Origin of the sequence: Nocardioides segetis, assembly GCF_051390595.1 — a bacterium.
Classification (GTDB): Bacteria; Actinomycetota; Actinomycetes; order Propionibacteriales; family Nocardioidaceae; genus Nocardioides.
In genome coordinates this window covers 103,878-128,914 of the sequence record NZ_JBNINR010000014.1, presented here as the reverse complement: position 1 = coordinate 128,914, position 25,037 = coordinate 103,878, and the positions used below count along the sequence as shown (strand labels likewise).

The 25,037-nt window shown below is 73.2% G+C and carries 19 protein-coding genes and 1 CRISPR repeat array; of the genes, 5 read left to right on the top strand and 14 right to left on the bottom strand.

Annotated features, from left to right (window positions below):
- Nucleotides 1-48 precede the first annotated feature (48 nt).
- Nucleotides 49-5,322: direct repeats of the CRISPR family, unit length 29 nt; unit sequence GTCCGCCCCGCGCCAGCGGGGATGAGCCC.
- Nucleotides 5,323-5,445: 123 nt separating this feature from the next.
- Nucleotides 5,446-6,066, bottom strand: coding sequence for a TetR/AcrR family transcriptional regulator (locus ACPZVR_RS20385; RefSeq protein ID WP_436701511.1), 621 nt, complete (start codon nucleotides 6,064-6,066; stop codon nucleotides 5,446-5,448).
- A gap of 173 nt (nucleotides 6,067-6,239) precedes the next feature.
- On the opposite strand from ACPZVR_RS20385, the gene ACPZVR_RS20380 reads away from it, so the two are divergent.
- Together ACPZVR_RS20380 and ACPZVR_RS20375 are read left to right on the top strand one after the other, a co-directional pair.
- Nucleotides 6,240-7,535, top strand: coding sequence for an Ig-like domain-containing protein (locus tag ACPZVR_RS20380; protein ID WP_436701510.1), 1,296 nt, complete (start codon nucleotides 6,240-6,242; stop codon nucleotides 7,533-7,535).
- Between the two features lie 88 nt (nucleotides 7,536-7,623).
- Complete coding sequence (locus tag ACPZVR_RS20375) at nucleotides 7,624-8,277, top strand: class E sortase (RefSeq protein WP_436701509.1); 654 nt, start codon at nucleotides 7,624-7,626, stop codon at nucleotides 8,275-8,277.
- A 34-nt stretch (nucleotides 8,278-8,311) separates the two neighbouring features.
- On the opposite strand, the gene ACPZVR_RS20370 is transcribed toward ACPZVR_RS20375, so the two are convergent.
- The 11 genes from ACPZVR_RS20370 to ACPZVR_RS20320 are packed head-to-tail and all read right to left on the bottom strand — an operon-like array spanning nucleotide 8,312 to nucleotide 19,140.
- Nucleotides 8,312-9,016 (bottom strand): hypothetical protein, encoded by a 705-nt coding sequence (locus tag ACPZVR_RS20370; protein ID WP_436701508.1) that lies wholly within the window; start codon nucleotides 9,014-9,016, stop codon nucleotides 8,312-8,314.
- On the bottom strand, nucleotides 9,013-9,636 hold the full coding sequence (locus ACPZVR_RS20365) for an Rv1363c family protein (RefSeq protein WP_436701507.1): 624 nt from the start codon (nucleotides 9,634-9,636) through the stop codon (nucleotides 9,013-9,015). The genes ACPZVR_RS20370 and ACPZVR_RS20365 overlap by 4 nt, the downstream gene beginning before the upstream one ends.
- The gene (locus ACPZVR_RS20360; protein WP_436701506.1) at nucleotides 9,633-10,829 is read right to left on the bottom strand and encodes an MCE family protein; all 1,197 of its coding nucleotides are present in this window, start codon (nucleotides 10,827-10,829) and stop codon (nucleotides 9,633-9,635) included. The genes ACPZVR_RS20365 and ACPZVR_RS20360 overlap by 4 nt, the downstream gene beginning before the upstream one ends.
- Entirely contained in the window at nucleotides 10,826-11,926 is a 1,101-nt protein-coding gene (locus ACPZVR_RS20355; protein ID WP_436701505.1) for an MCE family protein, read from the bottom strand. Before ACPZVR_RS20355 ends, ACPZVR_RS20360 begins: the two co-directional genes overlap by 4 nt.
- Nucleotides 11,923-13,176 (bottom strand): MCE family protein, encoded by a 1,254-nt coding sequence (locus ACPZVR_RS20350; protein ID WP_436701504.1) that lies wholly within the window; start codon nucleotides 13,174-13,176, stop codon nucleotides 11,923-11,925. Before ACPZVR_RS20350 ends, ACPZVR_RS20355 begins: the two co-directional genes overlap by 4 nt.
- Nucleotides 13,173-14,144 carry an MCE family protein gene (locus ACPZVR_RS20345; protein ID WP_436701503.1) on the bottom strand — a complete coding sequence of 324 codons (972 nt, stop codon included), beginning with the start codon at nucleotides 14,142-14,144 and terminating at the stop codon, nucleotides 13,173-13,175. Before ACPZVR_RS20345 ends, ACPZVR_RS20350 begins: the two co-directional genes overlap by 4 nt.
- Complete coding sequence (locus tag ACPZVR_RS20340) at nucleotides 14,141-15,214, bottom strand: MCE family protein (protein ID WP_436701502.1); 1,074 nt, start codon at nucleotides 15,212-15,214, stop codon at nucleotides 14,141-14,143. Before ACPZVR_RS20340 ends, ACPZVR_RS20345 begins: the two co-directional genes overlap by 4 nt.
- The gene (locus ACPZVR_RS20335; RefSeq protein ID WP_436701501.1) at nucleotides 15,214-16,461 is read right to left on the bottom strand and encodes an MCE family protein; all 1,248 of its coding nucleotides are present in this window, start codon (nucleotides 16,459-16,461) and stop codon (nucleotides 15,214-15,216) included. Before ACPZVR_RS20335 ends, ACPZVR_RS20340 begins: the two co-directional genes overlap by 1 nt.
- Nucleotides 16,461-17,288 (bottom strand): ABC transporter permease, encoded by an 828-nt coding sequence (locus tag ACPZVR_RS20330; RefSeq protein ID WP_436701500.1) that lies wholly within the window; start codon nucleotides 17,286-17,288, stop codon nucleotides 16,461-16,463. The genes ACPZVR_RS20335 and ACPZVR_RS20330 overlap by 1 nt, the downstream gene beginning before the upstream one ends.
- Nucleotides 17,288-18,067, bottom strand: coding sequence for an MlaE family ABC transporter permease (locus ACPZVR_RS20325; RefSeq protein ID WP_436701499.1), 780 nt, complete (start codon nucleotides 18,065-18,067; stop codon nucleotides 17,288-17,290). The genes ACPZVR_RS20330 and ACPZVR_RS20325 overlap by 1 nt, the downstream gene beginning before the upstream one ends.
- A complete protein-coding gene (locus tag ACPZVR_RS20320; protein ID WP_436701498.1) occupies nucleotides 18,064-19,140 on the bottom strand; it encodes a DUF6801 domain-containing protein in 1,077 nt (358 codons plus the stop codon). The genes ACPZVR_RS20325 and ACPZVR_RS20320 overlap by 4 nt, the downstream gene beginning before the upstream one ends.
- Before the next feature lie 177 nt (nucleotides 19,141-19,317).
- On the opposite strand from ACPZVR_RS20320, the gene ACPZVR_RS20315 reads away from it, so the two are divergent.
- Nucleotides 19,318-20,346, top strand: coding sequence for an NAD(P)H-dependent flavin oxidoreductase (locus ACPZVR_RS20315; RefSeq protein WP_436701497.1), 1,029 nt, complete (start codon nucleotides 19,318-19,320; stop codon nucleotides 20,344-20,346).
- Nucleotides 20,347-20,472: 126 nt separating this feature from the next.
- Here ACPZVR_RS20315 and ACPZVR_RS20310 read toward each other — a convergent pair whose 3' ends face one another.
- Both ACPZVR_RS20310 and ACPZVR_RS20305 read right to left on the bottom strand, forming a co-directional pair.
- Nucleotides 20,473-21,042 (bottom strand): mycothiol transferase, encoded by a 570-nt coding sequence (locus ACPZVR_RS20310; RefSeq protein WP_436701496.1) that lies wholly within the window; start codon nucleotides 21,040-21,042, stop codon nucleotides 20,473-20,475.
- A gap of 76 nt (nucleotides 21,043-21,118) precedes the next feature.
- Entirely contained in the window at nucleotides 21,119-22,060 is a 942-nt protein-coding gene (locus ACPZVR_RS20305; protein ID WP_436701495.1) for a TauD/TfdA dioxygenase family protein, read from the bottom strand.
- 201 nt (nucleotides 22,061-22,261) lie between these two features.
- Between ACPZVR_RS20305 and ACPZVR_RS20300 the strand changes: the two genes are divergently transcribed.
- Together ACPZVR_RS20300 and ACPZVR_RS20295 are read left to right on the top strand one after the other, a co-directional pair.
- Nucleotides 22,262-23,350 (top strand): ROK family transcriptional regulator, encoded by a 1,089-nt coding sequence (locus tag ACPZVR_RS20300; protein ID WP_436701494.1) that lies wholly within the window; start codon nucleotides 22,262-22,264, stop codon nucleotides 23,348-23,350.
- Nucleotides 23,351-23,399: 49 nt separating this feature from the next.
- A complete protein-coding gene (locus ACPZVR_RS20295; protein WP_436701493.1) occupies nucleotides 23,400-25,034 on the top strand; it encodes an ABC transporter substrate-binding protein in 1,635 nt (544 codons plus the stop codon).
- The last annotated feature ends 3 nt before the right edge of the window (nucleotides 25,035-25,037 follow it).

The following is a 25,037-nucleotide window of genomic DNA, read 5'->3' as shown; positions in this document are numbered from 1 at the left end:
CAGCGGGGATGAGCCCTACTACTACCCCGGGATCAAGGTGACCCGCACGTCCGCCCCGCGCCAGCGGGGATGAGCCCTACTACTACCCCGGGATCAAGGTGACCCGCACGTCCGCCCCGCGCCAGCGGGGATGAGCCCGCGACGAACTCGCCGTCGTCCCAGTTCGGCTCGTCCGCCCCGCGCCAGCGGGGATGAGCCCGCGATCGCCCACGCGCCCGCACCGATGGCGACGTCCGCCCCGCGCCAGCGGGGATGAGCCCTCGCCGACCTCGGTGGTGTCCGCGGTGTCGTTGTCCGCCCCGCGCCAGCGGGGATGAGCCCCGGGAGTACGTGATCCGGGCGTCGGCAGTGGAGTCCGCCCCGCGCCAGCGGGGATGAGCCCCAGCCGCCCCATCTCGACGGACTCCAGGCGATGTCCGCCCCGCGCCAGCGGGGATGAGCCCGTGGGCAGCGACTCGCGCGACGACGACACAGGGTCCGCCCCGCGCCAGCGGGGATGAGCCCGCCTTCGCCAAGGTCGTCGACGCGGTCGCCTGGTCCGCCCCGCGCCAGCGGGGATGAGCCCCCAGGATCAGGGTCCTCATCCGGCGTGTGCCAGTCCGCCCCGCGCCAGCGGGGATGAGCCCTTCGACTTGAGTACCTCAGCGTCGGCCGCCTGGTCCGCCCCGCGCCAGCGGGGATGAGCCCACGAACGCGACCTCCTGGCCGGCGTTGTCCCAGTCCGCCCCGCGCCAGCGGGGATGAGCCGGCGTTCATCACCGAGGTCAACCGCCGCCGGCGGTCCGCCCCGCGCCAGCGGGGATGAGCCCGCGACGGCGTGCACGTCCGGGTCATCGTCGACGTCCGCCCCGCGCCAGCGGGGATGAGCCCCGGCGCCATGCACGGCGGTTGCCGCGGAGCCGGTCCGCCCCGCGCCAGCGGGGATGAGCCCGTCACGCGGTGCTTGCGGCGGATCTTGCGCTGGTCCGCCCCGCGCCAGCGGGGATGAGCCCTGCGACGCCTGGGCCGGAGTTCGGCGATGAGCGTCCGCCCCGCGCCAGCGGGGATGAGCCCCGGCTCAGGTACCAGTCGCGGGCGTCGTCGGTGTCCGCCCCGCGCCAGCGGGGATGAGCCCGCCTCGACGTTCGTGCCGAATCCGAGCTGCGGGTCCGCCCCGCGCCAGCGGGGATGAGCCCCGGCCACCCGACACGGCAACCCCGGCGCGACGGTCCGCCCCGCGCCAGCGGGGATGAGCCCCCCTGTTCCCCTAGCCTGCGGCTGGCATGCAGGTCCGCCCCGCGCCAGCGGGGATGAGCCCTGCCACGGGCCGGGGGTGCCGATCTCGACCGTGTCCGCCCCGCGCCAGCGGGGATGAGCCCCAGCGGCCGTTTCGCTGCTCCAGCAGTGCGGAGTCCGCCCCGCGCCAGCGGGGATGAGCCCAAGGACGCCAAGTGGGGCCAGTTCACCCCGGCGTCCGCCCCGCGCCAGCGGGGATGAGCCCACCGCGATGAGGTCCGGCCCGGCCACCGTCGCGTCCGCCCCGCGCCAGCGGGGATGAGCCCACCACACGGCCAGTCGGCCCGTCGCCCATGAAGTCCGCCCCGCGCCAGCGGGGATGAGCCGGCCACGGTCTGCTGGCTCCGCGACGGGTCGCGGTCCGCCCCGCGCCAGCGGGGATGAGCCCACCTGACCGTCGGTGCCCAGCGCCCGCTCGAGGTCCGCCCCGCGCCAGCGGGGATGAGCCCGAGAGAGGAGAGAACGATGGGCAAGATTCGAGGTCCGCCCCGCGCCAGCGGGGATGAGCCCAGCAACACCGCCGTCGAGACCGTGGACCTGTCGTCCGCCCCGCGCCAGCGGGGATGAGCCGTGACATGTAGTGAGTGCCGCCTGCCGCGCCGGGTCCGCCCCGCGCCAGCGGGGATGAGCCCGCGAGGTGCCATGCGATCGCTTGGGCGTAGTGGTCCGCCCCGCGCCAGCGGGGATGAGCCCCGTCCTCGAGCATCGGTAACCAGCGTTGCGAGGTCCGCCCCGCGCCAGCGGGGATGAGCCCCGGGTCCAGGTCGGCGTCGACGTGCTGCTCCTGTCCGCCCCGCGCCAGCGGGGATGAGCCCTCGAGGTGGCACCCCGAGGTCAGCGCGGCGCAGTCCGCCCCGCGCCAGCGGGGATGAGCCCCGGGTCCAGGTCGGCGTCGACGTGCTGCTCCTGTCCGCCCCGCGCCAGCGGGGATGAGCCCTCGAGGTGGCACCCCGAGGTCAGCGCGGCGCAGTCCGCCCCGCGCCAGCGGGGATGAGCCCTTGGCGAGATCGCCCTGCGGGATGCCGGCGGCGTCCGCCCCGCGCCAGCGGGGATGAGCCCAGGCACTCGCGCAGGTCGATACCCGAGTCGCGGTCCGCCCCGCGCCAGCGGGGATGAGCCCGGGATCACCGTCTCCTCGCCGTGCTCCAGAGCGTCCGCCCCGCGCCAGCGGGGATGAGCCGTTGCCGGTGGTGAAGTAGTAGTCGGTGTAGCCGTCCGCCCCGCGCCAGCGGGGATGAGCCCAAGCGCGACCAGGTCAAGCTCGCCGGGAACGCGTCCGCCCCGCGCCAGCGGGAATGAGCCCCCACGTCACTGGCCCGCCTTCCGACAGGCTCGTCCGCCCCGCGCCAGCGGGGATGAGCCCGGCTACTACGCCGACCACGCGACCGGGGACCGGTCCGCCCCGCGCCAGCGGGGATGAGCCCTTGCCGCCCAGCTCGTCGGCCGCGGTCTTGACGTCCGCCCCGCGCCAGCGGGGATGAGCCCGAGGGCATCAGTTGCTCCTAGGTGAGTGGTTGGTCCGCCCCGCGCCAGCGGGGATGAGCCCTTCCTCGCCGTCGTGGACCTCACGAACATCACGTCCGCCCCGCGCCAGCGGGGATGAGCCCCGGGCGCGGGAGAACCCGACCGTGCCGGACAGGTCCGCCCCGCGCCAGCGGGGATGAGCCGAAGAAGCGGCCGCAGCGGATCAGGGAGGCGCTGTCCGCCCCGCGCCAGCGGGGATGAGCCCGAGCGCCGCCTCATCGACACGCCGAGCGGCCGGTCCGCCCCGCGCCAGCGGGGATGAGCCCTCATCGACCGCGGTCGCGCCGAGCAGGTCGAAGTCCGCCCCGCGCCAGCGGGGATGAGCCCGATGGGTCGAACAAGCCACCGCGATCGCCACCGTCCGCCCCGCGCCAGCGGGGATGAGCCCTCGCCCTGGACGCCCCGGATGATCCAGTCGCCGTCCGCCCCGCGCCAGCGGGGATGAGCCCTCGGCGTCTGGGGAGTCGAGGAACGCGTCGACGTCCGCCCCGCGCCAGCGGGGATGAGCCCCCTGCGGCAACTGCCATCGCTGCGCCGCCGGGGTCCGCCCCGCGCCAGCGGGGATGAGCCCGTGGTGGCGAACGGGTCGGGGCGTGCGTCGGCGTCCGCCCCGCGCCAGCGGGGATGAGCCCCCGGAGACCCTGATCGCCCAGCGCGGCCTGCAGTCCGCCCCGCGCCAGCGGGGATGAGCCCGCGGCGGTGTCGAAGGCGACGTGCTGGCCGTGGTCCGCCCCGCGCCAGCGGGGATGAGCCCAGCAATGCGTCTGCACAGAGCGGAGCCTCTGCGTCCCGCCCCGCGCCAGCGGGGATGAGCCCTCATCCCCCACGGTGGCGGTGACCGGTGCGGCGTCCGCCCCGCGCCAGCGGGGATGAGCCCTGCTCCGCGCCCGAGCGGAGCGGGTGCTGGCCGTCCGCCCCGCGCCAGCGGGGATGAGCCCGAAACGGGGATGGTCGCGGTGGCTCCGGGTGCGTCCGCCCCGCGCCAGCGGGGATGAGCCCCCATCGCAGCGCACCGGCCCCTCGGGGTGCAGGTCCGCCCCGCGCCAGCGGGGATGAGCCCCGGACACGGAAGATCGCGGCACGCAAAGGCTGGTCCGCCCCGCGCCAGCGGGGATGAGCCCGGGCGACCAGTCGCAGCAAGCCGACGAATCGCGTCCGCCCCGCGCCAGCGGGGATGAGCCCGGCGCGACGCAGATCAGGTGGACCGGCCAGTCGTCCGCCCCGCGCCAGCGGGGATGAGCCCGTTCTCTAGAAGTTTGCATCGCGTCCCGCTAGGTCCGCCCCGCGCCAGCGGGGATGAGCCCCTTCGTGATCAGCACCTTCGCGTCGAGCCCGGGTCCGCCCCGCGCCAGCGGGGATGAGCCGTTCTTGCCGCGGATCAGCACCGGGCAGCGGCGGTCCGCCCCGCGCCAGCGGGGATTAGCCCGTAATGTCCTCGCCGACGGGGTGGCCGCCGCCGTCCGCCCCGCGCCAGCGGGGATGAGCCCTCGGCCCGGGCCTGGTGCCAGGCGCGAGTGTGGTCCGCCCCGCGCCAGCGGGGATGAGCCGGCGTGGGTCAAGAGCCTGGAGAGTCGCGGTCGTCCGCCCCGCGCCAGCGGGGATGAGCCCGCCTCGCAGTCGGCGCGGGCGAGCTCGATCTTGTCCGCCCCGCGCCAGCGGGGATGAGCCCCTGGCCCGAGTCGACGCGGTAGGCCGTCTGGGGTCCGCCCCGCGCCAGCGGGGATGAGCCCCGAGTAGAGATCCTTGAGCGCCTGGTTGGACTGTCCGCCCCGCGCCAGCGGGGATGAGCCCTGCTTCTCGACGTCGACCGCGCTCTTGACCAGGTCCGCCCCGCGCCAGCGGGGATGAGCCCCACTTTCGAGAGAGCAGTCATCATGACCCAGCGTCCGCCCCGCGCCAGCGGGGATGAGCCCAGGATCTGGACCCGCGCGAACTTGCCGGAGACGTCCGCCCCGCGCCAGCGGGGATGAGCCGGCGGCGACGATCGCGGCGTGCTTCGCGATCCGGTCCGCCCCGCGCCAGCGGGGATGAGCCCGCGCCACCGAGCGGCACGAGGTCGACCGACGCGTCCGCCCCGCGCCAGCGGGGATGAGCCCTCCTCGCCGACCGTGAACCGCTCGGCGTCCCAGTCCGCCCCGCGCCAGCGGGGATGAGCCCGGGCCTCGCGCCCTCCCCCAGCGTCACGGGACGTCCGCCCCGCGCCAGCGGGGATGAGCCCAGCGGGGCATAGTCGAGCGTCCCGAGCCGATAGTCCGCCCCGCGCCAGCGGGGATGAGCCTGGCGCCGACGCCGGATGGTCCCTGCTGAATGCGTCCGTCCCGCGCCAGCGGGGATGAGCCCCTGCTCCGCACGCCGCGGGTGATCGTCCCGAGGTCCGCCCCGCGCTAGCGGGGGTGAGCCCGCCTCGGTCAGGTTGGTGACGTCGCCGTCTCGGTCCGCCCCGCGCCAGCGGGGGTGAGCCGGGTGGGATGTTCGCCTCGCTGCGCACCGCGGCGTCCGCCCCGCGCCAGCGGGGGTGAGCCGAAGCCCAGGATGTTGTCACCCTTGCGGGGACCGTGCGCCCGCGCCAGCGGGGATGAGCCCACCGAAAGGAAACCAGGAGCGGATCGCCGCGTCGCGCCTGACGCGTGCCCCTGGTCTGCCCGCTCAGTCCTGGGCGTTGGTCCGCGCGCGGATCGCCTCGAGCGGCGGGGCGACGACCGCCACCATGTCGGGCACGATTTCGGTGAGGTGCTCGAGGCGGCCCTCCTCGATCTCGTGGTAGAGCATGGTGGACAGCGCTCCCACGATGCCGCTGAAGAGCGGCTCGCTGACCTCCTCGGCGAGCTCGTCGAGGAAGGTCCGGAACCCGGCCACCACCTCGAAGTGACGGCGCCGGGCCGCGTCGCCGGCCGCCCAGACCTCCATGATGCAGATGGTGGCGAAAGCCGGGCTGCGCGCGACCGACTCGGCCAGCGCGGTCAGGCCCCACACCAGTCGGTCGTGCCAGCTGCCGTCGGGCTCGATCGCCGCGGAGACGTCCTTCATCAGCGAGGCCACCCCGACCTCGTACGCCGCGGAGAACGCGTCGGCCTTGTCCGCGAAGATCTCGTAGAACGTCTTGCGGGAGACCCCCGCCCGCTTGATGACGTCGGCCACCGACGTCGCGGCGTATCCCTTGTCCGCCATGCACAGCGCCGTCGCCGAGAGCAGCCGGCGACGCTGGTCCTCGCGGACCTCCTCGGGCGTCAGACCGTGTCTCCCGGTGGGCAGCGGGTCGGACTCCATTGTCCGATCGTAGAGCCGAAACGCCGCCCGGGACTTTCGTCCCAGTTTCCGGTGGATCTCGGACGCCGGGTGCAACTGACGTTTACACGTGCCGCGATTTCCTTGCTTCACCGCTGGGCGACCTGCAAGACTGCCGAGAAACAGCAGCGTTTATACCCCCGAGAGGAACATTGATGTTTATCGCTTCACCCCGCCGGCTCGCGGCGCTCACCGCGGGCGGACTCGCCTCGGCCGCGCTCGCCGTCGTGTCCTTCGGCGCCGCGCCGGCCCAGGCCGCGAACGACGTCATCACGATCGACAAGACGTTCACCTACGACTGCGAGCCGATCGTCACCCTCGACGGCCAGTCGCAGAGCATGGGCCATCACCCGATCGAGGTCCAGGCCCAGTCGACGATCCCGTCGGTGGCCTACGCCGGGCAGACGCTGGCCGCCACGCCCACCACGATCACGCTGCACATGTCCAACAACCTGTGGCTGGCCAACAAGGTGCTCACCCACGTCGCGAACGCGGTCGACGGCTCCTCCGACGACTCCACCCTCGGCCTGTCGATCGACGGCGCCGCGCCCACCTGGGTCCCGATCGACGGACTCAGCGTGAAGGACGCGCCGATCCCGGTCGCCGCCGACGACGTCTGGACCCCTCCCGAGCCGTGGGTCATCCCCACCTCGGGCATGGTGCGCGCGATCGAGATCCCGGCGGACGGCGCAGGCAAGGACATCACGCTCCACATGCCGCAGCAGTTCACCGCCGACGCACTGATCAAGGGCGGCTGGCTCGACGACGGCAGCGGCGTGCCCGACTACCAGAACGTCCAGACCGACATGACCTGCGTGATCGACCAGGCCGACGACACCCTCCTTGCCAACCCCGTTCCGATCGTGGAGCCCACCGCGACGACCCTCACCGCCAGCACCACGCCGGCGGCGTACGGCACCTCCTCGACGGTCGCCGTCAACGTCACGGGCGGCGCCACCGGCCCGGTCGAGGTCCTCGAGAACGGCACCGTGCTGGCGCGCGGCACCGTCGCCAACGGCAGCGGCTCGGTCAAGCTGCCGGCGACCCTCGCGGCCGGCACCCACAACCTGACCGTGCGCTTCCCCGAGGCGTGGGGCGTCAACGGCGGCGTCGCGCAGTACTTCCTCGACAGCACCGGCACCACCAGCGTCACGGTGAGCAAGGCAACCTCGTCGATCGCGTCGGCGAAGGTCACGCCCAAGAAGGTCAAGGCCAAGAAGAAGGCCCCGAAGCTGACCGTCAACGTCGCCGCGCCGACCGGCGCGACCGGCGCCGTGACCGTCACCCTCAAGGGCAAGACCGTCGGCACCGGTACCGTCGCCAACGGCACGGCCACGATCAAGCTGAAGAAGTTCAAGAAGGCCGGCAAGAACAAGCTGACCGTCACCTACGCCGGCGACGCCAACGTCACCGGCGCGACCAAGACCGTCAAGGTCAAGGTCGTCAAGTAGCCCGCTGAGACCGAGACCCCGGCGGGCGGCGTCCCACGACGCCGCCCGCCGGGTTTCGCCATTTCCAACCAACTCCACCACGAGACCCATGACCGCGCTCACCAGCACCTCCCGGCGGACGCCCGCACGGCTGCTCTCCGCCCTCCTCAGCCTGCTCATCGTCGCCCTCCTCGGTTGGCTCGGCTGGCAGCTGTGGGGCACCAATGTCGCCGCCGAGCATCGGCAGCGCACGGTCGTGGGCGCCCTCGAGGACGGCTGGAGCGATCGCGAGGGCGACGCGACCAACGATCCGCTGCGCCTCGGCGAGGGGTTCGCCGTGCTCCGGGTCCCGCGCTTCGGCGCCGACTTCGAGGTGCCGATCATCCGCGGGGTGTCCGAGGAGGATCTGGCCTCCGGCGTGGGTCACTTCTCCGACACCGCGCGGCCCGGCCAGATCGGCAACTTCGCCGTCGCCGGTCACCGGGTGACCCGCGGACAGCCCTTCGCCGACTTCCCCTCACTCCGGGCGGGCGACGAGGTCACCGTCGAGACCCGCACGCACCTGTTCACCTACGTGCTCGACAACGGCGGCACCGACATCGAGGTCCCGGCCGCCGACACCAGCGTGATCCGCCCCGTCCCCGGTCGCCCCGGGGCGACCCCGAAGCGGGCGCTGATCACCCTGGTGACCTGCGCGGACCTGACCACCAGCGAGGACCGCTCGATCGTGCACGGCCACCTGGTGTCGAGCACTCACCTCTGACCCCGGCGTACGGCGGGGAGGACGCGGGCCGGGATCAGAGGGAGACCGAGTCGCTGACCAGCCAGGCCCCGTCCGCGCGGGTCATGGTCAGCACCGTGCGGACCTCGATCGGGTCGAGGGCCTTGCCCTCCCCGGTCCGCTCCTGGTCGACGAACAGCAGCACCCGCACCGTCGAGGTGGAGCACTCCTCCCCGCACTCGACGACGGCGACATTGCGGACCGTCGCCGTCACGACCAGCTGGCGCTGCTCGGCCAGCGAGGTCACGGTGGGCACCACTTCGGCGAAGTCCTCGGCGAACGCGGGCGTCATCCGCTTCTGCGCGGCCGCGAGGTCGTCGGCGACCGTGGTGTGGGCGTAGCTGAGGATGTCCTCGGCCGCGGTTGCGGCCGCCGAGGCCGCGGCCTCCTGCGCGGCGGCCAGATCGGCGGCCTCTCCGTCGCGACCGGCCCGCTCCACCGTCGCCACGGTGCCGAACGCCGCCGCGCCCAGGCTCGCCGCCACCAGCGGCGCGAGCCACCGCCAACTGCGGCGGGGCACGCGGCGGCGCGGACGTCCCTCGCCGGCACCCTTCGACCCGTTGCCCGACCGCGCCGCGGTGGCCCGCCCGTCGGCGGATTCCGGCCCGGCCGGTTCCTGCCCGGCCGGCTCCGGCGTGACCCGGGGGCTCGCGGGCTGACCCGCGACGCGCGGGCGGCGGCGCGGCGCGGCGGTGGAGCGTCGCGGCTGTCGGATGCTCACTCGCTCGCCCCTTCGCCCGTGCGCTCGCCCGTGCTCTCGCCCTGGCCCTTGCCCTTGCCCTTGTTCCGGCCCTCGCCGCGGTCCGTGCCCGGCCCCTCCGGCGCCGCGGGCGCGGCCGCCTCCACGGCGCGGAAGTCGTCGACCAGCCAGCGTCCCTTCTCCCGGACGAGGGAGACCTCCCAGCGCAACCGCGGCGGGTTGGCCAGCAGCCCCGCCGGCGTGGTCTCCGCATCGACGGCGACGAGGATCTGCGCGGAGTCGGCGTCGATGCTGTCGACGGCCGCCTGACGCACCTTCCCGGTGCTGGCCAGCCCGGTCTCCGCGTAGGCGGCGAGCAGGCCGTCCGTGGACGCCCGGAACTGCTCGGCGAACGGCTCGGTGAGCAGCGCCGCGACCCGGTCGGTGTACGCCGCCACGTCCGCGACGTCGTAGGTGTTGACGCTCGCGGCGAACCGCGATGCCGCCGCGACGGCGTCCGCGGCCGCGTCGGCCCGCTCCTCCTGGGCGGACACCGGACGCACCAGTGCCCAGACACCGAGGGCGAGGCCGGCGACGAGCACCAGCGTCAGGACCAGCGCCACCGGCCGCGCAGCCGGCCATCGCTCGCTCGGCTCACTCACTCCTGCACCGCCGCTCCGACGACCAGTGATCGCCACGACTCACCTCCCTCGTCCTCGGCCGCCGTCTCGGGGACTCCCACCCCGGGCAGCAGGCGCTTCGTCGTCTCGTCGTAGGTCGCCACGATCCGCGGCGCGGTGCACGAGCCGACCTTCCCCTTCCGCTCCTCGAAGGGCACGGGGGAGGTGTCGAACGGCGGGCGCACCGGCGTCCCGTTGGTGCAGATGTCCGGTGCGGGCTGCATGGCGAGGCTGAACCGGGCGGCGTACTTCCCCGTCACGGGATCCTTGGCGAGGATCGAGTACGCCCCCTCGAGCCCGTACGGCGCCAGCACCAGCACGCCCTGGATGCCCGGCAGGTGCGCACGCACCACCCGATTCGTCGTCACCATCTTCTCGACCAGCCGTCCGAGCGGCTTGGCGTTCTCCGCGATCACCGCCTCCAGTGTGCGGGCCGCGGTGGCGCCGTCGTCGATCACCCTGCGCAGGTCGGGGTCCGCCGCCCGGATCGCCTCCGAGAGCAGGGCGAGGTTGTGCACGAAGGTGGTGATGTTGTCCCCGTGGTCCAGCTGGGCCTGGAGGGCCCCCGTGGAGTCCCTGATCAGCTGCGCGGTGACGTCGTACTTCTCCTGCGCGGTGGCGATCACGTCGGTCGACGTCTCGATCAGCCGGCGCAGCTGCGGCCCCGTGCCCGAGAAAGCCGCCCCGAGCTCGTCGACCACGGTGCGCAGGTCCTCGGTGGAGACCGAGGCCACCAGCGCGTCGAGGTTCGTCAGCAGCGCGTCGGTGCGCACCGGGATCCTCGTCTCGCTGCGGGCGATCTCCGACCCGTCGCGCAGGTAGGGTCCCCCGTCGCTGCGCGGCTGGAAGTCGAGGTACTGCTCGCCCACCGCGGACTTGTTCGCGACGACCGCGATCGTGTCGGAGGGCACCCGGGTCGAGCGCTCGATCTCGACCTCGACGTCGACCCCGCCCGCGGTGAGCGTCATCGTCCGGACCCGGCCGATGCTCACGCCGCGGTACGTCGCGTCCGCGCCGGCGAAGATGCCGCCCGAGTCGGCGAGATGCACGGTCACGGTGTACCCGCCCCGGCCGACCAGGCGGCCCAGGTCGGCGTAGCGGGCGCCGATCCAGGTGGATCCGGCGATGGCGATCACCAGCAGGGCGACGAGCTGGGTGCGCAGGGTGAGTCTCACTGGACCGCGCTCCCCGCCACGGCCGAGGCCACGCCGTCCTGGGACTGCAGCCAGGCGACCATGGCGTCGCGTTCGACCGGCGTCATCGCGGCGAAGGTCGTGCCGAAGTGGGTGTTGAAGTCCATCACCGTGTTGAGGTAGTCGCCGGTCGCGGCCTGCGCCGCCTGCTCGGGGGTGTTGCCCACCACGGCGTCCGGGAACGGGAAGGTCGGCAGCACCCGCAGGGCGTCGACGAGCGCGTCTCCGCTGCGGGCCAGGTGGGCCACGATCGGGGCCAGCTTCCGCAGGTCGCGCACCGTCGCGGCGTGGGACTTGTCGATGACCTCGGTCGCCACGTCGCTGAGCGAGGTGAGGGACGCGATCATCTCCACCAGGTCGTCGCGCTGGGAGTCGAGGACGCGCAGCGCGGCGGGGAGCCGGTCGAGAGCGGACTCGATCGCCGTGGTCTGGCTGCGGGTGGCGGCGGCCAACCGGTCGATCTGACGCAGCGCCTTCACCAGGTCGCGCTTGGAGTCGTCGGCCGTGCCGATGATCGTGTCGAGGCGGCGCAGCAGGATGCGCAGGTCGCTCTCGCGGCCCTCGACGGTGTCGTTGAGCTCCCTGGTGATCGCGGCGAGCTTCGCCACCGAGCCGCCGTTGAGGACCATCGACAGGGCACCGAGCACGTGCTCGATCTCCGGGTTCTGACCGGTGCGGGCGATCGGGATCGCGTCGCCGTCGCCGAGCCGGCCGGAGCCGCCGTCGACGGGCGGGGCGAGGGAGACGAACTTCTCCCCCAGGATGCTGGTCTGCCGGATGCTCGCGGTCGCGTCGTCGGGCAGGGCAACGTCCCCGTTGATCAGCAGCCGCACCCGCGCGTGCCATCCCTTCAGGGAGACGTCGGTGACCCGGCCGACCGAGACGTCGTTGACCTTGACCGCGCTCTGCGGGACCAGGTCGAGCACGTTCTCGAAGTCGACGGTGACGGTGTACGGCCGGTCCCCGACGTCGGCACCGCCGGGGAGCGGCACGTCGCCGACGGACCCCGAGCAGCCGGCGAGGGCCAGGACGAGGGACGCCGCCGCCGGTACGGCGACCCGGGCGCGACCGCCGATCACGGCGCCACCCCCAGCAACGCCTCGACGCCGCCGGCATCGGCCGGCCGCCCCGCCCTACCGGTCGTGCCGGACGTGCCGGACGTGCCGGTCGCGGCGGTCGCGGCGGACGGGGACGCGGCGGCGGCCAACTGCTGGAGGACCCGGCCGACCGCGTAGCAGGCGTCGGCCTGGTCGGGGTTCTGCTCCGCCGCGATGCCGCAGTACGCGCCGACCACCGCGGGCTGGGTCAGCAGCGAGAAGTCGTCGCTGGTCGGCGACTTGAGCAGGCCGCGGGTGTCCAGGGTGCCCGTGGCCGGGTTGTAGGCCGCCGCGAGGTGCGTGATCGCGTCGGGACCGCCGACGAGGACCTCGGCCAGGTGCTCCTTGTTGCGGGCCAGGGTCTCCGCGACCTTCGCCAGGCCGCGGACGGTGCCCTTGAGAGAGCTGCGGTTGCGGGCCACGTAGCGCTCGACCTCACCGAGGGAGCCGGCCAGGGAGGACAGCGCCGCGGTCAGGTCGTCGCGCTCGCCCGCGAGCACCTGGGAGACCGCCGACAGGCTGCTGTTGAACTCGCGGACGGCGGCGTCGTTGGCGTCCAGCATCTGCACGAAGCCGGCGAGCTTCGTGATCGCCTCGAAGAACTCGTCCTTGTTGTCGGCGAACGTGCTGCTGAGCTCCGAGAGCGCGGTGATCGACTGGTTCAGCCGAGCACCCTGCCCGTCGAGGTTGCGGGCGCCGTTGGTCACCAGCCGGGCCAGGGCTCCGTCCCGGTTGGCGCCGTCGGGCCCCAGCGCCGTCGCGAGCTGGTCGAGTGCCGCGTAGGTCTCGTCCAGCTCGACCGGGACCTCGGTGCGCGCCTGGTCGAGATAGGAGCCGTCGGCCAGCTTCGCGCCGCCCTCGTAGGCGGGAGTGAGCTGGATGAACCGGTCGCCGATGATCGCCGGCGACACGATCACGGCGCGCACGTCCTCGGGGACGGGATAGCGCGCGTCCCAGGACAGCTTGACCCGCACCTTCGTCCCCATGGGCGTGACGGAGTCGACGGTCCCGACGGTGACGCCGAGGATCCGGACGTTCGATCCCGGGTAGAGCGAGACCGTCCGGCTGAAGTCGACGGTCAGCTGCTGGTGCCCCGGACCGGGCCACAGCCGGATGACGCCCGCGCCGGCCAAGGCGACGGTCACCACGACGGCGAACAGCGCGACGACGCCGACGACCGCTCGCGGTCGGATGCGGCGGCCTCGGCCGCCGTCTGTCCCGAGGGCACTCACAGTCCCGGCACCCCCAGCATGCTCATCAGGTTGTAGATGAAGCCGTCGATCCACGGGCCGTTGCCGGTCGCGTCGTTGACCCCGTCGTAGAACGTGGGCAGCTTCGTCAGTGCGGCGTCGATGTTCGCCTCGTTGCTCTCGAGGACGTCGAGCACGCTGTCGAGGTGGCGCAGGGTCGGCTTCAGCGTGGCGTCGGTGTCGCGCACCAGCCCCCGCAGCTGCGTGCTCAGCTCCCGCACCGCGACGAGCAGGTCGTGCACCGCCTGCCGGCGCGCTGTCAGCGCGGCGAACAGCGTGCCCCCGTCGCGGAACAGCCGGGCGAGCTCCTCCTTGCGCGCGTCGAGCGTGCCGGCGACGCCCGAGAGGTTCCGCAGCAGCGCGTCGATCTGCTCGTCGCGCTTGACGAGGTTCTGCGAGAGCCGGGCGATGCCGTCAACCGTGCCCCGGAAGGCCTCCGGGGTGTCCTCGGTCGCGTCGGCGAGGACGTCCATCGCATGCGCGAGCTGGTCGGTGTCGATCTCCTGGGTCGTCGTCGCCAGGTCCGAGAAGGCGGCCACGACGTCGTACGGCGGCGTCGTCCGCGAGGTCGGGATCGTGTCGTCGGCGTCGAGACGGCCCGTGCCCTTGGGCTCGAGAGCGACGTACATCGTCCCGAGCAGGGTCTTGATCCGGATGGAGGCCTCGGTGTCGGCGCGCAGCTGGTCGGCGTCGCTGCTCATCGTGAACGACACCGTGACGGTGGCGCCGTCCAGGTCGAGCCCGGTGACCTTCCCGACGCGGACGCCGGCCATCCGGACGTCGTCGCCCTTCTTCAGTCCGCCGACCTCGGTGAACTGCGCGCGGTAGGTCGCGCCGTCCCCGATGAGCGGGAGGTGTCGGGCGCCGAGGGCGAGCGCCAGCCCGAGGGCCAGGATCGCGACGCCGATGACGCCGACGACGGTGGGGTTGCGGTCATGGATGGGCTTCACCGGCATCGCTCCACGCCCTCTCCCTCGACCCGTACGCGCGTCGTCGTGAAGAACTCGCGGCGCTGCTGCCAGCCCTGGACCGTCGGCAGCGCCGGCAGCGACCCGCGCACGCCGATCTCGCAGATGTAGAAGTTGAAGAAGGATCCGTAGGCCATGGCGCTGGTGAGGCTGTCGAGCTTGATCGGCAGCACCTTCACCGTCTGGTCGAGCCGGGCGCGCGCCGAGGGGGTGTCCAGGCTGGCGCTGAGCTTCGCCAGGCCGGCGAGATCCGCGGCCAGCGGCTCGCGGATGTCGGCGAGCAGCCCCGCCGTCGAGTCGGCCAGGTCCGCGATCGGGTCGAGCCCGCCGAGGAGCCGCTCCCGGTCGCCGGCCAGGCCGGTGATGAGCTGTTGCAGCGTCGAGATCGTGTCGGCCAGCTCGGTGTCCCGGTCGTTGAACGTGGTGAGGACGGCGGTGAGGTTGTCGATCAGGTCGCCGATCAGCCGGTCGCGGTCGGCCAGCGTCCCGGTGAGCGACGCGGTCCGGTCGAGGAGGGACTCCACCGTGCCGCTCTCGCCCTGGAACACCTGGATCAGCTCGAAGGCGAGCTGGTTGGTCTGCTCGGGGTCGAGGGCCTGGAACAGGGGCTTGAACCCCGCGAACAGGGCCGTCAGGTCGAGCGCGGGCGTGGTGCGCCCGACCGGGATCGTGGCGCCCGCGCGCAGTGGCTCGCCGCCCTCGATGCCGGGAGTCAGCGTCAGGTAGCGCTGGCCGACCATGTTGCGGTAGCGCAGGGCGGCGAGCGTCGTGTCGGTGAGGGTGACCGAGGAGTCGACGGAGAAGCCGACCACGGCCTCGGTCCCGTTGCGGACGTCGACGTCGGTCACCCGGCCGACCCGCACCCCGGCGATCCGTACGTCGTCACCGGTCACCAGGCTGGTGGCGTCGGTGAAGACGGCCTCGTACTCGGTGCGCTCCTCGAAGGAGGCGTTGCCGATGACCATGGCGATGGCGGTCGTCATCAGCGCGGTGGCCACGAGGAAGGCCAGCAGCTTCACCAGCGCCCCGACGCTCGCGCGGTCCCAGCGCATCACCGCACGCTCACCTCCGCTCCCTGGAGGGCCGGCGACGCGACGTCCGTGGCCAGGTCGGGCACGTCGCGGGGATCCACGCCCGCCGCGCCGGCGACCAGCTCCGCGACCATGGCCCGTCGGTGCTCGCCGATGCCGAAGAGGGCGAGCAGGCTCGCCGGTGCGCCGGGCGCCGGCTTCTCGCCGTCGTACGGCGGGTTGGGCAGGGTGCGGCAGTCCGAGGCGGGCGCGCGGCCGACGGCCGGGTATCGCGGGCCCTCACCGGCGGCGTACCCGGTCGGCACCCGCGGCCCGAACTCGATGGAGACATGGGCGCGCTGGTCGCGGAACGCCTCGTCGAGACGCGGCATGAGCCCCTCGATGCCGGTCAGCACGCAGCTCAGGGTCGGCGCGTAGCGGGCGAGGAGGTCGAGCGTGGCCTGCGACTCGCGGGCGAGGGTGATCACGTCGTCGCCGTGCTCGTCGAGGAACGACTCGGCGGTGTCCGCCAGCTCGTCGACGCCGGCGAAGAGCTTCTCGATCTGCTGCTGCTTCGCGACGACGGTGTCGCCGGTGACGACGGCGTCGGCGAGCAGGTCGCCGATCTCGGGCATGGCGTCCCCGTAGGTCTCGGCGACCTGACCGAGGGCGACGATGTCCTCGACGAGCTCGTCGCTGAGCGGCTCCAGCTTCACGAGGTACTCCTCGAGATCGCCGAGCGAGGCACCGAAGGTGTCGCCCTGGCCGTCGAGGGCCTCGGACAGCGCGGTCAGCGCGGCCGAGAGCTGCGCCGGCTCCACCGCGGTGAGCAGCGGGTACGCGTCGTCGAGCAGTCGCTCGATCTCGATCGGGACCGTGCCCTGCCGGATCCGGGCGCCGGCGGTGATGGCCCGGCCGCCGGCGCCGGCGAGCGGGCGCAGGTCGACGTACTTCTCCCCGAACAGCGTCTTCGGCACGATGAACGCCTCCACCTGCGCCGGGATGGTCGCGGCGAGGTCGGGGTCGAGCCGGAGGTCGATCTCGGCGGAGCCGCCGTCGACCGCGATGGTCTCCACCCGCCCGACGATCACGCCGCGCAGCTTCACGTCCGCGTTCTTGCTCAGCGCGAGCCCGACGCGCTCGCTGACGACGGTCACCGGCACGTCGTCGCTGAACCGCTTCGTGAAGACGGCGTGGGTCAGCCAGACGAGGGCCAGCATGAGGACGAGGAAGACGATGCCGCCCGTGCGCACCACGCCGGTGCGCTCGTGGAGCGCGATCCGGGCCATCAGCCGGCCAGCCTGACGGAGGTGGTCGTCCCCCAGATCGCCATCGACAGGAGCAGGTCGATCACGTTGATCGCCACGATCGACGTCCGCACGGCACGACCCACCGCGATGCCCACCCCGACCGGACCGCCCGTCGCGGTGAACCCGTAGTAGCAGTGCACCAGGATCACCACGACGGCGAAGACCAGCACCTTGACGAACGACCACGCGATGTCGGCCGGTGGCAGAAACAGGGTGAAGTAGTGGTCGTAGGTCCCGCTGCTCTGCCCGTACGCCAGGGTCACGGTCAACCGGGTGGCGGCGTACGACGACAGCAGGCCCGCGACGTAGAGCGGGATCACGGCGATCAGGCCGGCGATCACGCGCGTCCCGACGAGGTAGGGCAGGGAGCGGATCGCCATCACCTCGAGCGCGTCGACCTCCTCGGAGATCCGCATCGCGCCGAGCTGGGCGGTGAAGCCGCAGCCGACCGTGGCCGCGAGGGCGATGCCCGTGACGAGCGGCGCGATCTCCCGCGTGTTGAAGTAGGCCGAGAAGAAGCCGGCGAAGGCGCCCGCCCCGAGCTGGTTGAGCGCCGTGTAGCCCTGCAGGCCGACCTCGGTGCCGGTGAAGAAGGCCATCGCGACGACGACGCCGACGGTGCCGCCGATGACGGCCAGCGCCCCTTGGCCGAAGGCCACCTCGCCGAGCAGCTGGAACGTCTGCCGCGGGTAGCGGACGAGGGTCCCGGGCAGCCACGAGATCGCGCGCAGGTAGAAGACCAGCTGGCGGCCGAGCTCGTCGACGAAGCCGGTGGACCGCTGGCGCAGGGAGTCGAGGGTCGCCATCACAACGCCTTGGCCGGGATGATCTGGAAGTAGAGCGTCGTCATCACGAAGTTCGCCACGAAGAGCAGCAGGAACGTGATCACGACCGTCTCGTTGACGGCCTGGCCCACGCCGCGCGGACCGCCGCCGGCGTTCATGCCCTTGAAGGCCGCGCACACGCCGGCGATCAGCCCGAACACCAGCGCCTTGGCCATGCCCTGCCACAGGTCGGGCAGCTGGGCGAGGGCGGTGAAGCTCGCCAGGTAGGCACCCGGGGTGCCACCCTGCAGGATCACGTTGAAGAAGTAGCCGCCGAGGACGCCGACGAAGCTGACCAGGCCGTTGAGGAAGACCGCGACGAGCATGCTGGCCAGCACCCGGGGTACGACGAGCCGCTGCACCGGGTCGATGCCCATCACCATGAGGGCGTCGAGCTCCTCGCGGATCTTGCGCGCGCCCAGGTCGGCCGCGATCGCGGAGCCGCCGGCGCCGGCCACCAGGAGCGCGGTCGCGATGGGACCCGCCTCACGGACGATCGCGAGCACCGCGGCCGAGCCGGTGAAGGACTGGGCGCCGAACTGCTGGATCAGGCTTCCCGCCTGCAGGGCGATCACGGCGCCGAACGGGATCGCCACCAGGGCCGTCGGAACGATCGTCACCGAGGCGAGGAACCACGCCTGCTGGACGAACTCGCGGACCTGCAGGGGCCCGCGGAACAGCGCCAGGAAGGTGTCCGCGCCGAACGCGAAGAGGCGACCGGCAGCGGTGAAGGGTCGTCCGGCAGCGGCGAGCGCGCTCACCGCCGCAGCAGCGTGCGTCGCCGGACGGCCAGTCCGATGCGGGCCAGCACGGCCACCGCGAGCAGGCCGTAGACCCAGCCCGCGACGGGCGAGCCGGTGTCGGCGAGCGCCTGCGTCACGACGACCTCGTCGCGGCCACCGTCGCCACCGCCGCCGTTCTTGTTCCGGCCGCCGCCCGCGGAGTCGTCGTCACCACCCGGCGTGGCGGCTCCGGGCTCGACGCCCGTGCCCGGGTTCGGACTGCCGGGCGTGCCCGGGTTGCCGGGGTTGCCCGGGTTGCCCGGGTTGCCGGGGTTCCCCGGGTTGCCGGTGCCGCCGCCACGGACCCGCTGCACCCAGCTCGGCTCCTTCGAGCGATCCACCGCGGGCATCGGGCAGGCGCTGGTGCTGCAGCCCGCGCCGACGTCGATCGTCCCGATCACCCGCTGGTCGGCGGTGTCCGCGAGGCGGTAGCAGTCGAGGTCGGTCTCGGCGATCGAGCCCAGCACGGGCGGGTCGAGCTTGGCGTGCAGCTGGAAGTAGAACGGCAGCGAGACGTACACGAGGCCGTCGCCGCCGATGGTGGGTGCCGTGAAGGAGGCGACGGTGCCGTTCACGTCGCCGATCGTCATCGGTCCGGTCGCCGGCACGTTCTGCATCGGAGCGGCGAGGTTCTGCACCGGCCGGTTGACGACCTGGGTCGTCCCGCTGCTCGGCACGCCCTCGAGCACCACGTCGGCCGTCGCGCTGCCACCGAGGCGGTCGACGCGGCCGCTGGGTCCGTTGGTCGGCAGGATGCGGATCTTGTCCATCAGGGCCGTGGGCATGACCAGGTCCAGCGAGGCGGGCAGGGTGGGGATGGTCTCCCCGCCGTCGAAGCTGGAGGGCACGGTCGAGCGCGCGTTGACGATGAACTTCTGCGGACCGCCGACGGTCGCGTCGATCACCGCGTTCTTGGCCTTGCAGGCGTACTCGACGCCGCTGACGCTGATGTCCTGGTCGGGACCGAGGGTCGCCTGGGCCGCCGTCAGGGGCATGCCGAGCAGCGTCAGGGCCGCCGCGCCGATCACCGCCGGAAGTCGCCGAGCCAGCATCGGTCGCACACGACAGTCCACCACGCGCTCATCCCCTCCCAAGGATCCAGCTACTCGCGAGTAAAAGAAACAGCACTGTTTACCGATCTGTCAACCGGCGGTCCGTCAACGGTCCGGCGGGCGGCGGCGACAGGGGAGCACTCGGCGACGTGAGGCGGCGCCGGGCATCCTGGAGCGGTGCCTCTCCTCGACTCCGCACTCCCCCTCGCCGCGGCCCCCATGGCCGGCGGCCCGTCCACCCCCGCCCTCGCCACGGCGGTGAGCGAGGCGGGCGGGTTCGCCTTCCTGCCCGCCGGCTACCTCTCGGCGGAGGTGTTCGCCGACGACCTCGCGGCCGCACACGCCGGCGGGCGCGCGTTCGGCGTCAACCTGTTCGTGCCGCAGCCCGGCGCCCTCGACCCCGATGCGTACGCCGCCTACGCGGCGGCGGTCCGCCCCGAGGCCGAGGCCCTGGGCGTCGAGCTGCCGGCCGACCCCCGCCATGACGACGACGCCTGGCGCGCCAAGGTGGACCTGCTCCTCGCCCATCCGGCGCCGGTCGTGTCCCTCACCTTCGGCCTGCCCGACCGGACCGACATCGCCGCCCTCCGGGCGGCGGGCTCACGCGTGCTGGCGACCGTCACGACGCCCGACGAGGCGCGCGCCGCCGAGGAGGCAGGGGTGGACGGACTGGTCGTCCAGGGGCCGGCGGCGGGCGGGCACAGCGGCACCTTCGACCCCCGTCGCCCGGTCCCCGAGGTCGCGACCGCCGACGACACCGCGGACGTCGTGCGTGCCGTGGCCGCGGTGACGCGGCTGCCGCTCGTCGCGGCCGGCGGCGTCGACGGGCCCGGCGCCGTACCCGTGCTGCTGGCGGCGGGCGCCGAGGCCGTCGCGGTCGGCACCCTCCTGCTCCGCGCCACCGAGGCGGGCACCAGCGCCACCCACCGCGGCGCGCTGGCGGACCCCGCGTTCACCACGACCGTGGTCACCCACTGCTTCACCGGACGGCCCGCCCGGGCGCTGCGCAACGGGTTCGTCGAGCGACACCACGCCGCGGCGCCGTACGGCTATCCGGAGCTGCACCACCTGACCCGCGACCTGCGCCGCACCGCCGCCCGCACGGGCGACCCGCACCGGCTGCACCTGTGGGCCGGCACGGGCTGGCGCGGCGCGCAGGCGCGGCCGGCGGGCGAGATCGTGCGGGAGCTGGTGGCCGCGGTGTGATGCGCGGCGATCCGGAGGGCGCAGCAACACGCCGTCCACCCGACCACCCGGCGTCTGTCAGCAACAGCGGATCGATGTCTCGGCGGGTCGTGCTGACAACCGGCCGCCAGTCGAGCGGACGGCGTGCTACTGCTCGCCGCCGCGCCCCGACTCGAGCTCGTCGATCGACGCCAGCAGCGGACTCGGGCCCCTTCGGGACGTCAGCAGCCCCCGCACGTAGGCCGCCTGGCCGGCGTGCTGGGCGCAGTCGTCGACCACGCTGACCAGCCGGACCCCGAGGGTGACGGGCGGGTCCCAGCGCGTGTCAACGACCCGGTCGAGCTCGTCGGGGTCCACGGCGCCGACGAAGGCCAGGGTCCGGGCATGGGTGGCGCGGTAGTAGTCGAGCAGCAGGCCGGCGGGGGCGCGGACGAGGCCGACCTGCTCGGCCGTGTGGCCGTAGCCGATGTCGCCCGGGTCGAGCGGGAGCGCGAACCGCTCGGCGTACCCCTCGTCGGTCCAGATCTGGCCTGTCCCGGCGACGTCGGCGACATGGTCGTCCTGCACCCGGGTCAGGTGCCAGACCAGCCAGGCGATCGGGTTGGCGTCCGGGCCCGGGCGCTGGAGGAGGAGCGCGTCGTCGGCGCCGTCGAGGACCGACTCAACGACGCCGAGGACGCGGGAGAAGGCGTCGGTCAGCAGATCGGCAGGAGTCATGCCACCGACGCTACGCCCCGGCCCGGACCACCCGGGACGGCCCGGAACCGGTGGACGACTCAGCCTGGATCCACACTCAGCTGATCAGCTCGTCGAGCCGGTTGTAGACGTCGGCCGAGCCCCGGAGCACCCGGCTCTCGCGGCCGTCGATCGACACCGGGACGGGCCCCTGCACGGTGATCCGGCGGACCTCGCGCAGCTGTGTGTCGAAATCGGCGACCGCGTAGTGCTGGGTGGCCCGGTTGTCCCAGATCGCGACGTCGCCGGCCCGCCAGGCCCAGCGCACGGTGTTCTCGAGCTTGGTGACCCGGTCCTGGAGCAGGTTGAACAGGGCCGCCGACTCCTTGGAGTTGAAGCCGACGAAGTTCTTCACGAAGTGCCCCAGGAGCAGCGCGCGCTCGCCGGTCTCCGGGTGGACCCGGACGACGGGGTGCTCGGTCTGGTAGACGGTCGAGGCGAACTCGGCCCGGCTGAACTGGGAGTTGGCCTCGCCCTCCTCGGTGTAGTGGTTGGCGTAGTCGTAGTCGTTGGTGTGCACCGCCCACAGGTCGTCGACGAGGGCCTTGAGCTGCGGCGGGAGCGACGCGTACGCCGTGACCGTGTTGGCCCAGACCGTGCTGCCGCCGTACGCGGGGATCGTCACGCCGCGCAGGATCGAGAACGCGGGCACGCGGTCCACGAAGGTCACGTCGGTGTGCCACGAGTTGGCGGCCATGCCCTTGGTGGCCTTGAGGGCGAGCACGCGCGCGCTGCCCGTGTTCACCGTCGGGTGGGCGGTCGTGAGCGGCCCGAGCAGCTCGCCGAAGGCGATCTGCGCGTCGTCGTCGAGGTGGTCCTGGCCGCGGAAGAAGACGACCTTGTGCTCGTTGAGCGCCGCCCGGATCTCGGCCACGGTCGCCGGCGCGAGGTCGCCACCGAGGCGGACGCCGTCGATCCGGGCACCGATCCGGCTGCCGAGCCTGGTCACGGTGATCGCCCCGGGGGCAGCGGTGGTCTCGCGGTCGAGGCTGATGGTCATGGGTGGATCCTTCGGTCGCTGGGGAATCGGACGAGGCCCAACGGTGGGGAGGAATCCCGCGCCGGACAAGGCTTCCGCTCACGGTGAGCCGAACCCGCCCGGATCGCGGGACCGGTTTGCGCACCGGCGGCCGGAGTGATCTACAGTTTGTCGAGTAGGTTGATAGACATTCGATCGAGAGACCCGGCGAGGAGGTACGGCGTGACGCGCTCCCCGATCATCACCGTGTCGCGGGGCCGGTTCAGCCCGACCGCGACCCAGGTGCTGGAGCAGGTCCGGGCCGCGGGCCGGGCCTCCCGTGACGAGGTCGCCGCCGCGACCGGCCTGAGCATCGCCACCGTCGGCCGCACCGTCGCCCTGCTCGTCGAGCGCGGCCTGCTGCGCGAGCGTCCCGACCGGGCCCGGCCCGGCGCCACCGGCCGCCCGGGCGTGCCGGTCGAGATCGACCCCGACCGCTACGTCACGATCGGCGTCCACATCGGCCGGCGCATCGCGACGGTCGCCCTCGGCGACCTGACCGGCCGGGTCCTCGCCGCGCAGACGGTACGCCGCCCGCTCGGCGCCGAGCCCGACCTCGAGCAGCTCAGCCGGGAGGCCGCCACCCTGCTCGGTGCGCATCCGGGGCGGGTCCCGCTCGCCGCCGGCCTGGTGGCGCCGTGGCGCGAGATCGGGCTGGTCCCGACCGAGCGCGAGGCGGAGCTGCACGAGCTGACCGGGCTCCCGGTCCGCACCGGCGACCACATCTCCGCGGTCGCCGCCGCCGAGTTCCTGCACCGCCGGCAGGGCCGCACCGGCACCGGCGGCCTCACGCTCTACGTCTACGCCCGCGACACGATGGGCTGGTCGGTCGCGGTCGACCGCGGCGTGCAGACCGACGTCACCCGGGCGGCCGGCCTCATGCACTTCCCCACCGGCGGCGACGTACCGTGCCCCTGCGGGCGCACCGGCTGCCTCGCCGTCACCGCCGACGCCCTCGCCGACGCGCGGGCCGGCGTCGAGCGGGCCCGCCTGCTCGGCGCGGTGGCCGGCTCGGTCCGCGACATGCTCTCCCCCGACCGGGTCGTGCTGGTCGGTCAGGCCTTCACCGGCGATCCCCGGCTGCTCGACGTCGTCGTCGACGCCTACGACGCCCACACGGCGCTGGATCACCCGGTGCCGGTCTCGTTCACCCGCTTCGGCGGCGACATCCAGGCGATCAGCGCCTGCACCGTCGCGCTCGGCCCCGTCCTCGACGACCCCCTCGGGTGCGTCGAGGCGGACGGCGCGTGTCGACGTCCGCTCGGCGCCTGACGATCCCCACCCTCTCGGACCTCCCGCACACCCGGCGAAAGGAACACCCGTGCCCACTCCTGCCCCCGCGCACCCGCGCCGACGACCCGACCGGCTCCTCAGCCGACGGGCCGGCCGACGGCCCGGCCGCCGTGCCCGCCGCCTGCTCACGACCGTGCTCGCGCTCGCCACGCTCCTGGCGGCGACCGCGTGCTCCTCGGCCGTGGACGAGCTGAAGGCCGGCTCCGGCGAGCGCCAGGAGGGCGGCACGCTGCGCGTCGGCGCCCTCAACGACATCATCCCGGCGCGGATCTTCACCAACTCCGGCGACGCCATCAACCTGCTCATCGGCAGCGTCTACGACTCGCTCGTCGACTACCCCCTCGACGAGCTCGAGCCGCAGCCGTCGCTGGCGACGTCGTGGGAGCAGTCGGCGGACGGCACCCGGCTGACCCTGCAGCTGCGCGACGACGTCACCTTCCACTCCGGCCGCCCCTTCACCAGCAAGGACGTCGAGTTCAGCATCAAGACGTGGGCGGACCCGGTCTGGACGGTGCAGCTCCAGCGCACCGCGGCGGCGATCACCGGCTTCGACACCAGCGACGAGCACGCGATCACGCTGACCTTCGCGCACCCGCTGAGCAACGTCTTCGACCTGCTCGACATGCTGCCGATCATCGACTCCGAGTCGATCGACCAGCTCCGTGAGGGCAAGGCGTTCGTCGGGACCGGTCCGTTCGAGTTCGCGAGCTGGAGCCCGGGCGCGAAGATCAGCTTCACCCGCAACGACGACTACTGGCGCGGCAGGCCCGCCCTCGACGGCATCGACGTCAGCATCATCCCGGACCCGCAGGCCCAGGTCTCCCAGCTCCGCGCCCACCAGCTCGACCTCATCCTCGGCGCGTCGTACCGCGACTTCGAGAGCCTCGGCGAGGACGGGGCGTTCCGCGTCAACCAGTGGAACGGCTCCGAGGGCCAGGTGTACGTCGGCACCAACGTGACGAACCCGGCGCTGTCCGACGTGCGGGTCCGCCAGGCGATCGCCCACGCCCTGGACCGCGAGCGCGTGGTCGACGAGGTCTACCGCGGGGCCGCCATCCCGATCAGCCTGCCGTGGCCGGACTACTCGCCGGCCTACGACGAGGACGCGAACGCGACCTACGACTTCGACCTCGACCAGGCCAAGGCCCTGGTCGAGGAGGCGAAGGCCGACGGCGTGACGATCCCGAAGCTCCCGCTGACCTATCCGTCGGAGAACCCGGCCTACGGCGCCATCGCGCAGATCGTCCAGGCTGACCTGGCGAAGGTCGGCATCGAGGTGGAGCTGGACCCGCAGGAGCAGGCGCAGGTGATCCAGCAGCTGATCGGCGCGAAGTTCGAGGGACTGTGGATCCTCAACCACGCCTACGCGCACTACACGCCGTCGACGCTCGCGGTGTCGGCGTACCCGTTCAACGCCGACCACAACGCCTCGCTGTACGTCGACGCGGACTACAAGGCGATCGCCGACAAGGTGTGGAACCAGAAGCCGGGCGACGTCGCCCCGGCCGACTACGCCGCGCTCAACGAGGCGCTGCTGAAGGGCTCGTTCCTGCTGGAGATCGCGATCACGCTGCCGCAGGACGCGAGCAGCACGCAGGTCCACGACATCGGCCAGACCAAGCGGGGCGAGCCGCTGTTCTACGACACCTACCTGACGAAGTGAGCC

Coding starts and splice junctions, on each gene's coding strand:
- ACPZVR_RS20305 (WP_436701495.1), bottom strand. CDS start 22,060: ATGACCATCAGCCTCGACCGCGAGACCACCGCTGCCCCCGGGGCGATC.
- ACPZVR_RS20335 (WP_436701501.1), bottom strand. CDS start 16,461: ATGGCCCGGATCGCGCTCCACGAGCGCACCGGCGTGGTGCGCACGGGC.
- ACPZVR_RS20375 (WP_436701509.1), top strand. CDS start 7,624: ATGACCGCGCTCACCAGCACCTCCCGGCGGACGCCCGCACGGCTGCTC.
- ACPZVR_RS20380 (WP_436701510.1), top strand. CDS start 6,240: ATGTTTATCGCTTCACCCCGCCGGCTCGCGGCGCTCACCGCGGGCGGA.
- ACPZVR_RS20330 (WP_436701500.1), bottom strand. CDS start 17,288: ATGGCGACCCTCGACTCCCTGCGCCAGCGGTCCACCGGCTTCGTCGAC.
- ACPZVR_RS20310 (WP_436701496.1), bottom strand. CDS start 21,042: ATGACTCCTGCCGATCTGCTGACCGACGCCTTCTCCCGCGTCCTCGGC.
- ACPZVR_RS20320 (WP_436701498.1), bottom strand. CDS start 19,140: ATGCTGGCTCGGCGACTTCCGGCGGTGATCGGCGCGGCGGCCCTGACG.
- ACPZVR_RS20340 (WP_436701502.1), bottom strand. CDS start 15,214: ATGCGCTGGGACCGCGCGAGCGTCGGGGCGCTGGTGAAGCTGCTGGCC.
- ACPZVR_RS20385 (WP_436701511.1), bottom strand. CDS start 6,066: ATGGAGTCCGACCCGCTGCCCACCGGGAGACACGGTCTGACGCCCGAG.